At 45.3% G+C, this 7,576-nt stretch carries 8 protein-coding genes and 1 pseudogene; 1 reads left to right on the top strand and 8 read right to left on the bottom strand.

The features are described 5' to 3' along the window. Nucleotides 1-106, top strand: a pseudogene (locus NDA02_RS27920) (IS630 family transposase); the annotation flags it as partial. Between the two features lie 483 nt (nucleotides 107-589). Here the strand turns inward: NDA02_RS27920 and NDA02_RS27915 are convergent. The 8 genes from NDA02_RS27915 to NDA02_RS27880 all read right to left on the bottom strand — a co-directional run bounded on the left by NDA02_RS27915 (nucleotide 590) and on the right by NDA02_RS27880 (nucleotide 7,230). Next, a complete protein-coding gene (locus NDA02_RS27915; RefSeq protein WP_348256285.1) occupies nucleotides 590-1,333 on the bottom strand; it encodes a transposase in 744 nt (247 codons plus the stop codon). Between the two features lie 275 nt (nucleotides 1,334-1,608). Next, nucleotides 1,609-2,010 carry a fasciclin domain-containing protein gene (locus tag NDA02_RS27910; RefSeq protein WP_190794914.1) on the bottom strand — a complete coding sequence of 134 codons (402 nt, stop codon included), beginning with the start codon at nucleotides 2,008-2,010 and terminating at the stop codon, nucleotides 1,609-1,611. Nucleotides 2,011-2,492: 482 nt separating this feature from the next. Then, a complete protein-coding gene (locus NDA02_RS27905; protein ID WP_348256284.1) occupies nucleotides 2,493-3,452 on the bottom strand; it encodes an orange carotenoid protein N-terminal domain-containing protein in 960 nt (319 codons plus the stop codon). 84 nt (nucleotides 3,453-3,536) lie between these two features. Then, a complete protein-coding gene (locus NDA02_RS27900) occupies nucleotides 3,537-3,836 on the bottom strand; it encodes a hypothetical protein (protein ID WP_190791285.1) in 300 nt (99 codons plus the stop codon). Between the two features lie 88 nt (nucleotides 3,837-3,924). Next, entirely contained in the window at nucleotides 3,925-5,811 is a 1,887-nt protein-coding gene (gene ftsH, locus NDA02_RS27895) for an ATP-dependent zinc metalloprotease FtsH (RefSeq protein WP_190791284.1), read from the bottom strand. Between the two features lie 283 nt (nucleotides 5,812-6,094). Further along, entirely contained in the window at nucleotides 6,095-6,274 is a 180-nt protein-coding gene (locus NDA02_RS27890) for a high light inducible protein (protein ID WP_190791283.1), read from the bottom strand. A gap of 69 nt (nucleotides 6,275-6,343) precedes the next feature. Beyond that, nucleotides 6,344-6,541 (bottom strand): NblA/ycf18 family protein, encoded by a 198-nt coding sequence (locus NDA02_RS27885; protein WP_190791287.1) that lies wholly within the window; start codon nucleotides 6,539-6,541, stop codon nucleotides 6,344-6,346. A gap of 557 nt (nucleotides 6,542-7,098) precedes the next feature. Next, the gene (locus NDA02_RS27880) at nucleotides 7,099-7,230 is read right to left on the bottom strand and encodes a hypothetical protein (RefSeq protein WP_277879084.1); all 132 of its coding nucleotides are present in this window, start codon (nucleotides 7,228-7,230) and stop codon (nucleotides 7,099-7,101) included. Nucleotides 7,231-7,576 lie beyond the last annotated feature (346 nt).

Below are 7,576 nucleotides of genomic sequence, written 5' to 3'. Positions count from 1 at the left end.
GTGGTTTGTCCTGAAGAACTGGATGCGACAGCGATGGGATGAGTTTGAAACCTTTCGTGATTGTGTCGACGCTGCTTTCAAAAACTGCCCTAACGTGATTGCGTAGCGCTATAGAGATATTAAATAGCCTAATCCAAGGTTGAAGGAGACAGAAAAAGATAAAGGGTTGAACCAGCAGTTGTACATTGTTGAAACGCCGTTTCCAGCCCTGCGCCTCCTGCCAATCGGGATGTTGCTGCAATCGTGTCAGGAGATCATGTTGACCTTCATCGATCATTCCAGGCGGTTGAGCACCCAATCCGTAGAACTGCAAACTCAGCATCGGATAGACACTGAAGACTATCTCCCACCATCGTTCGATCTGCTCATAGTGCGTGAGTCGGTAGTCAGCCCATCCCAACTCATTCTTACACTGCTTGAAACCATATTCTATCCACGTTCTCAACCCATAGAGATTGCCAATGAACTCCGGGTCTTGTTCAGCAGACAAGTGGCTCATCACCATCCAGGTGCTGTTGGCAGGCAATAAAGTAGGGTCACTCGTCAGCGTTCAGTATCACCACTCGAATCGCTGACCAAAGACGATTTCTTAGATATATCTGGTTTGCGTTTCACCATTAGCAAACACTCGCTCAAACGCTCGCCAAGCACTGTAGCTAATCTCGGCTTCTTTAGGCATCCACACGCCATGATTAGAGCGAATCGCCATAATCCACAGCAACTTCAACTCGTCGAGCACAGTCAAAAAGGGATGGCTCTCCCCGTAGAAACTGTCTGCCCGCACTAAGGAAAAGTGAAAGCCAAAATCTAGCAGTTCCTGAATGATTTTCTCGGCCAGTTGGAGTCTGGTTTGATAAACATCCTCTGCTTTAAGGCGACGGCGGGGTTTGAACACTTTGAACAACAAGGGAAAGGTGAGGTCATCCAGCACTCCATAGGCATTCACAGAAACCATGCCATTGTCCACTTTGCCAATGTATTGTCTGTCCACGTAATCGGTCGTTTTTCCTTTTTTGCGGTCTCCGGTGTCGTCAAGGACGAGGACAATCGGTTGTCTCTGGATTTGCTCGAGAATCAGAGACAGACGTTGGTAGCGCAACGCGCCTACCTGCCAAGGGGAGTGGGTTAGGAAGTGGTGCAGCACTTGGTCATTCGGCAAGCCCCCGGTTTTGGCAATGGCAGGTAAAGATTTGCGAGGCAGAGGAGCGACCAAGCCGAGGTGCAAAGAGGTAAATGCTTCAAAACTGCGGACATCGCTAAAGAGATGTTGGTAGGCTCGACGATAGTTGTCGACAAAACGAACTGTGGATTGAGGGAGGCGAGGTTCAACCATCACAGGCACCTCAAGCAAGAGCATCTATTCTGATCTTACTCTCGCTAGAGTGATGAAACAGGGGTATTATAAAAAGTACCTTGGATCTATTAGATGTACGATCGCATCAATCTAAAGTACGAGAGGGTTGTTAAGTTTATTAAACGATTAAATTTATTTAACGAGTTTTATCCAAGCTTTTAAGAGAAGCGTAACGAATGAGCGTAAAGGCTGCATCCGTTAAGTCCTCAATTTAATAGATCCAAGAATAGCCGTTGCCACTCCTGGAAAAGGATTTACGCAGGCATCAGCACGGTATCAATGATGTGAATCACTCCATTATCAGCAGCGACATCAGGGGTTGTGACTGTAGAATTATTTACCTTGACCCCTTTGGAGGCATCGATCGCCACATTTGAGCCTTCAACGGTTGTAGCCGATTTCAGCTTCGTCACATCCGCTGCCGTAACTTTGCCGGATACGACATGATAGGTCAGAATCTTCTTGAGTTGGGGAATGTCTTTAAGGAGTTTGTCTACTGTACCTGCGGGCAGCTTTGCAAACGCCTCATCTGTTAGAGGAAAGACCGTAAAAGGTCCCTTTCCTTGGAGGATTTCGACTAAGTTAGCAGCCTTTACGACAGCAACCAGAGTGCTAAAAGAACCAGCATTAACGGCAGTATCAACAATATCAGCTATGTGTTTTATCTAATTTGTTATCTTTTAACACTAGTTAGTATAACTAATTTATGTTCAAATTTATGTTTAATTTTAAAATTTAATGTAAATTGAGATTATTTTTTTAATTCGCTTTCTGATAATTAAAAAATAAAATTTGATTCACTATAATAATCCGTTAAGCGTAAATCAACTATCACATAAAATATTCTAATTAGCGCTGCTTTAATTAATACTGTTTCAATTAACGCTACAGCACCCACATTATTCCCAAATAGATTGCAAACATAGGGTGCAGAGGCTCTGCCAAGCAGATTGGGAAACTGTCGGAGCCTTTTATTACTCCAGCAACCTTTGTGACTGCTCATGCGATGATTGCGTAGGGTGCGTTAGCGGCAGCGTAACGCATGATTTCCAAAGCTCTGTTTAGTTGCCAAAGTAATAGGAACCATCGTCAGGACTCTTACCCCATTAGGGGGGCAAGAATTCCAGTCTTTAAATTTCTATCGAACTGAATCTAACTCTAGCAATTCTTGGGGCGATGCCAGGATGTCAATTCCTACAAAGAAAATCTGACCTTCAGGATTAAGCAAAAATCGCCATGCCAGGTTAATATCGACCTTATCGCCAAACCATGGTGTTTGCACTTTCCCTATCACTTTAATCTGAGTGAATCCTGCTTCGGCTGGCTCAGAAACCCCTTGTTCTGGTAACAGCGTGAGTCCGTAGCATTCGTCACGCATATACGCGAGAATATTTTCATGACCTGTAATCGGTTCCTGGAAGGGAGGTTTCAGGGCACCTTCTGCTGCAAATAAAGCCACAGCCGCCCGAAAATCAAAGGCGTTCATATTGTTCATATAGCTGAGGACAGTCTCATTATTGACACCCTTAACGCTGACTCTGGTTCGAGGTGCAGCCTCTTTCGGGGCAATTACGGGTTCTTGAACTTTTGCAGTATTTCCCGTTGAGGCATATCCCATGCTGACAACAACATCTTGGAATACGGTAAGTTGCTGTCCTCCTTCTAGCTGACGGATAGCTTGGAGCAAATCTGCTGCTTTTGTAGACAATTGATAGCCTTTGGGAATAGGAGCTACAATTTTCTGTTCCATCCACTCACTTAACTGATACCAGAAGCCCAACTTAATGTTTGTCCCAAAGGACGAATAGGTCCGACAAATCGGCGTATCTGTGTGGTTGACCAGATCGCACATTACTTGCGTTTGTTCTAGCGCTGACATCTGCTTGATTTCAGTCAGAGTTGCTTCGGCAAATACCATATTGACGACCTGTATGGCAGCGGACGTAATGGCCATGCCCATTTCAGTGTAGGCAAACCAAAGTAACGCTAACTGATCTTCAGCGCTCAATTGATTGAATGATTGAACGATCGCTGGAATAGTATCAGCAACTTGAGTGTCAGGGAAGATAGAACGGGCTGAATCGATCGTAAAAGACATAGTTAAAGCCTCAGAAAGGACATAAAATTTTGAAAATTGGTATTACCCAAATTACCAAACTAGAAATATATCGAAGAAGGGAGTTTAATCGAACAAGCCATCTACCGTTTGTCGAAACGCAATTAGAGCATGATTAGAGCGCAAGGGTTCCGGGTCTTCCAACAATTGCTCAGAGGCTTTCGAGTTAACGATCGTTTTGATTTCAATACTGGTGTTATGGCCAGCCATATCCCCCATACGTCTCCCATGACTGCCTGCGCCCTGGGCTGGAATGATCGTATGACCAGAAACCCCCAGTTTTGTGAGCAGTTGGATCAACCGATCTTGTAGGAAAGCTTCACCGATAATGGTGACAAGAACACCTTTTGCGACAGAAGTAGACATAAAACCCCCAAAATAGTTTCGTTGAAAGGAATTTGAATGGCTGTAGTTCTTAATCTTGGACTAGAGCGTTTTGCCAGCATCCAATGTCTTAAACAAATGCCTCAGATGACTGGTGCGAGTTGATTGGTGCAGGTTGAACCTGATTTAATAGCTGATGCAGTTTCTCACCTTCGATCGCCTCTGTTTCCAGAAGTTGTAGGGTAATGGTTTCTAGCAAATCGCGGTTTTGCCTAATCGTCTCCAACGCCTGTTGATGCGCGGTCTCCACGATTTCTTTCACCTCGCGATCGATCGCCTGGGCGGTTTCATCACTCACGGAGCGGCGGGCATTGGGCATCCCATTTTCCAGAAACATCGGTCTTGTGCTTTGCTGATACGCCAGCGGTCCCAGAATTTTGCTCATGCCAAAGGTGGTTACCATTTGCTCCGCCAGATCAGTCGCCCGCTGCAAATCATTGGATGCTCCAGTCGTGATGCTGTTAAACACAATCTCTTCTGCCGATCGCCCACCCAGTAAGGTTGCGATCTGTCCCCGCAGTTCGGCTTCATCCATTAAAAACCGATCTTCGGTTGGCAGTTGCAGTGTGTACCCCAGAGCTGCCATGCCGCGAGAGACAATCGAGATTTTTTCCACCCGACCACTTCCTGGCATCAGTTGACCCACCAAGGCATGACCGACCTCGTGATAGGCCACGATTTTCTTTTCTTTATCGTTCAGAACCCGGCTTTTCTTTTCCAGTCCTGCCACAACCCGCTCGATCGCTTCGGCAAAATCTGTCTGAGCGACTGCCTGCCGTCCATTCCGAGCCGCTAACAGTGCCGCTTCATTCACCAGGTTTGCCAGGTCTGCTCCGGCAAAACCAGGGGTACGGGTGGCGATCGCCTTGAGATCCACATCCTCTCCCAGCTTCACTTTTTGAGCATGGATATTGAGAATGGCTTCTCGTCCCGCTAGGGCAGGGCGATCAACCAACACTTGCCGATCAAACCGACCGGGGCGCAAAAGGGCCGGATCGAGAATTTCCGGGCGATTGGTGGCGGCTAACACGATGACTGTTGCCCCTTCTGCCGCAAAGCCGTCCATCTCAGACAACAACTGGTTTAGCGTTTGTTCTCGCTCATCATTGCCGCCATAGAACCCGTTGCTGCTGCGCGACTTACCGATCGCATCCAGTTCATCAATAAACACAATGCAGGGAGCCTGCTTCTTCGCCTGTTCAAACAAATCCCGCACCCGCGAAGATCCCACCCCGACAAACATTTCTACAAACTCAGATCCGGAAATACTGAAAAAGGGAACTCCAGCTTCCCCAGCCACAGCTTTTGCCAGCAGCGTTTTACCTGTTCCTGGTGGTCCGACCAGCAGCACACCTTTGGGAATTCGCGCTCCAATCTGGGTGTAACGTGCAGGTGTTTTGAGGAAGTCCACGATTTCGACTAACTCAGCCTTGGCTTCCTCGACCCCTGCCACGTCCGCAAAGGTTGTCTTGGCAGCTTCGCCTTCCACATATACCTTGGCTTTGCTCTTACCGATCGAAAGCATCCCCTGGGCACCGCCGCCACGCCGCATAAAAAACTGCCAGATGCCAACAAAGATGAGTGGGGGAATCACCCAACCCAGAATGTTACCAACCCAGCCATTTCTGGGCGGCGGGGCAGCGGCAAATTCAACGCCTTTCTCTTCTAGCAAATTGGGCAAGCCCAAATCAAAAATAGGAGTGGTTGAGAACACTTGCCCAGCCTGATCATCAGCCGTCTTCAATTGAAATCGAATCTGATTTTGTCCCACCTGCACCCGTTGAACTTCACCTTCCTGCACCTGATGGATAAACAGGCTGTAGGGCACACCAGGAATTTTGGGACCTAAAATATTCGGCAAGACAAGATTGGAAATTAGAAACAAGGTCCCTATGATCAGAAAAATATTGCTGAATTGGCGGGAACGTTGAGGAGTTGGTTGATCTTTAATCGGCATCACTATTACCTAAGAAAATTGAAACAAAAAATTCGTACTTTACACTCATTAAAATGAAAGGATGGAGTTTCCAATTTATAAATTACCGGGAAACCGTTGTACTTCCCGGTTGGTTTGGTTGAATATGATATAAAAAACAATAAAAACTTTAACTTGATCGTTCTGAATGAATGAGATTTTGGAAGACGCAACGCACCCAAAACCTGATGCGCAATCTATACAGCTGTCTTTGCTAATTAATCAATCGCAGTAGGGTTACTGAAAGAACGCGGCAGTACCTGAGCTACAACAAATTCCAGAAGTGAAGAACCCCTTGACCGGAAAACAGCTCAATCAGTAGAACAGACACGAATCCGAGCATCGCTAAACGACCATTCCAGCTCTCAGTTTGAGGGGTAAAGCCCGAAACCCAACCGTTGCGATCGTTAGAATTAGAAGAGGTAATTTTTGTAGAACTTGTCATGATTATTACTCCGAGCTTTGTAATTTTAAGAACTGGTTCAAGCATAAGCAATTAGAATTGCTGTCTAAACTAACGAGCAGCAAAATCTGAGCCTAATTTCCATTCATGCTTCAAAATCTCTTGATACATCGTTTTCTGAATCATCATGAGCCGATGCTGCTTAACCAGAAATTCCTGTGCCTGTTCACACGACATTTTTTGAACCATATCAGCAAAGCTTCTGAGGCTAAAATCCTGCTCTATAGTAAGTTCGATCGCCCGGTCCATATTCATGTCCGTATCCATATCTGACTCCTATCACCTAAGCGGGGTAAAACCATGAGTTTGATAGTAAACTAGCCGTCTTGCAATCTTTGCTCTGTAAGCAGATCGACCTGCTGCGCTTGCTATACAAATTTCCGATGTCTCAGTTATTGATGGAAGCACTATCAGGAAATTCGTGATCAGGAGTTTGTTGCGTTATGCGAACCACTATAACAAAATACTTACATGAATTACGTCAAATCTCCAATTCATTCCAATGTATTTCTGAAGGAGGAGATTTCTAAAGGAAGACATGTAAAGCGATCGCATCAACGCGGGCAACTAAAGCCAGCCGATTCATTAGACAATAAGAACTAATATTCGATCCTCTGATATCCAACTCCCTCCAAATATCGAAGGTTACTCTTCTACTATGACAATGCGATGTTTTGTATACAGGGTTATTGGGTTGATCAAAAAAGTTCCCACCTGCTTAACGTAAAGTAAGAGGTAGGAAGTTAAAGTGATGAAGCGATCGTATCTCGTAAGAAGAGAGCAGAATTAGACTACATCAATAAGTCCTATTTTGCGTCACCAAATTGTCCTGTAATCGTCCCATCATGTCTTTTTGGGTCTTTCTTTTGTTTCTTAGTTCCATCAGAATGTGCTTTCGGTTTTTTAGCTTCTCTATTACCTTTTTGTTCTTTTGACATAAAGATTCTCTATCAAAATTACTTTAAAGATTTTGCTTCAAGCACTAAAATAATTGGCGGATTTTAGTAATCGTTGTGCGTTCTCCCATCTGGCATTTTTGCTCCATTCAAGTTCGCTCCCTTGAAATTTGTTCCTTTCAATCCCTGCGGGTCGATTCCCCGCTGCTCTGCAGCGTAAAATGCCAGGATGAGCGAGTACATTCACAAAAGTCATAACGTCACGATTTTGCTCTATCACCTAGTAGTCTGCCAAGGGAACTTTGCCTGGTGGGGTTATTTCTGGTAAGGTGACTCAAATCCAGGAAGATCATTATGAGTCAGAAGCGTTACATCGTCGATTTAACGG

It is taken from the genome of Leptolyngbya sp. ST-U4 (assembly GCF_039962215.1).
In the GTDB taxonomy this organism is placed as follows: domain Bacteria; phylum Cyanobacteriota; class Cyanobacteriia; order Elainellales; family Elainellaceae; genus Leptolyngbya_A.
The sequence above is the reverse complement of the archived record's forward strand: the minus strand, read 5'-3'. Positions and strand labels throughout refer to the sequence as shown.

Coding starts and splice junctions, on each gene's coding strand:
- NDA02_RS27915 (WP_348256285.1), bottom strand. CDS start 1,333: ATGGTTGAACCTCGCCTCCCTCAATCCACAGTTCGTTTTGTCGACAAC.
- NDA02_RS27905 (WP_348256284.1), bottom strand. CDS start 3,452: ATGTCTTTTACGATCGATTCAGCCCGTTCTATCTTCCCTGACACTCAA.
- NDA02_RS27900 (WP_190791285.1), bottom strand. CDS start 3,836: ATGTCTACTTCTGTCGCAAAAGGTGTTCTTGTCACCATTATCGGTGAA.
- ftsH (WP_190791284.1), bottom strand. CDS start 5,811: ATGCCGATTAAAGATCAACCAACTCCTCAACGTTCCCGCCAATTCAGC.
- NDA02_RS27890 (WP_190791283.1), bottom strand. CDS start 6,274: ATGACAAGTTCTACAAAAATTACCTCTTCTAATTCTAACGATCGCAAC.
- NDA02_RS27885 (WP_190791287.1), bottom strand. CDS start 6,541: ATGGACCGGGCGATCGAACTTACTATAGAGCAGGATTTTAGCCTCAGA.
- NDA02_RS27880 (WP_277879084.1), bottom strand. CDS start 7,230: ATGTCAAAAGAACAAAAAGGTAATAGAGAAGCTAAAAAACCGAAAGCA.